Source organism: Salinisphaera sp. Q1T1-3, assembly GCF_003602005.1.
In the GTDB taxonomy this organism is placed as follows: domain Bacteria; phylum Pseudomonadota; class Gammaproteobacteria; order Nevskiales; family Salinisphaeraceae; genus Salinisphaera.
In genome coordinates this window covers 1-246 of record NZ_QZWD01000057.1, presented here as the reverse complement: position 1 = coordinate 246, position 246 = coordinate 1, and the positions used below count along the sequence as shown (strand labels likewise).

Annotated in this window: 1 protein-coding gene; it reads right to left on the bottom strand. The window is 60.2% G+C overall.

Annotation, left to right across the window (positions count from 1 at the left end; translation table 11 throughout):
* On the bottom strand, positions 1–103 hold a 103-nt coding region (locus tag D3260_RS17160; protein ID WP_147418257.1), incomplete at its 3' end, for a transposase.
* Between the last annotated feature and the right edge of the window lie 143 nt (positions 104–246).

Below are 246 nucleotides of genomic sequence, written 5' to 3'. Positions count from 1 at the left end.
CTCGATAGAGCTTGCGCCAGCGGAACAGCTGATTGGCGGCCACGCCGTTACGGCGCGCGACCAGCGATACGGTCATACCGGGCTCGTAGGTCTGTTCGACCATTGCCACCTTCTCGGTCACCGACCACCGCGCAGGTGAATCTTTTCAGTACCCGCTTCCCAAGCGATCTTGTCGGTGAAATAAAGACTGACCGCCTCCTTCCAGTCGACCCACTCGACCGGGAGACCACCTGCATCGAGCTTGAG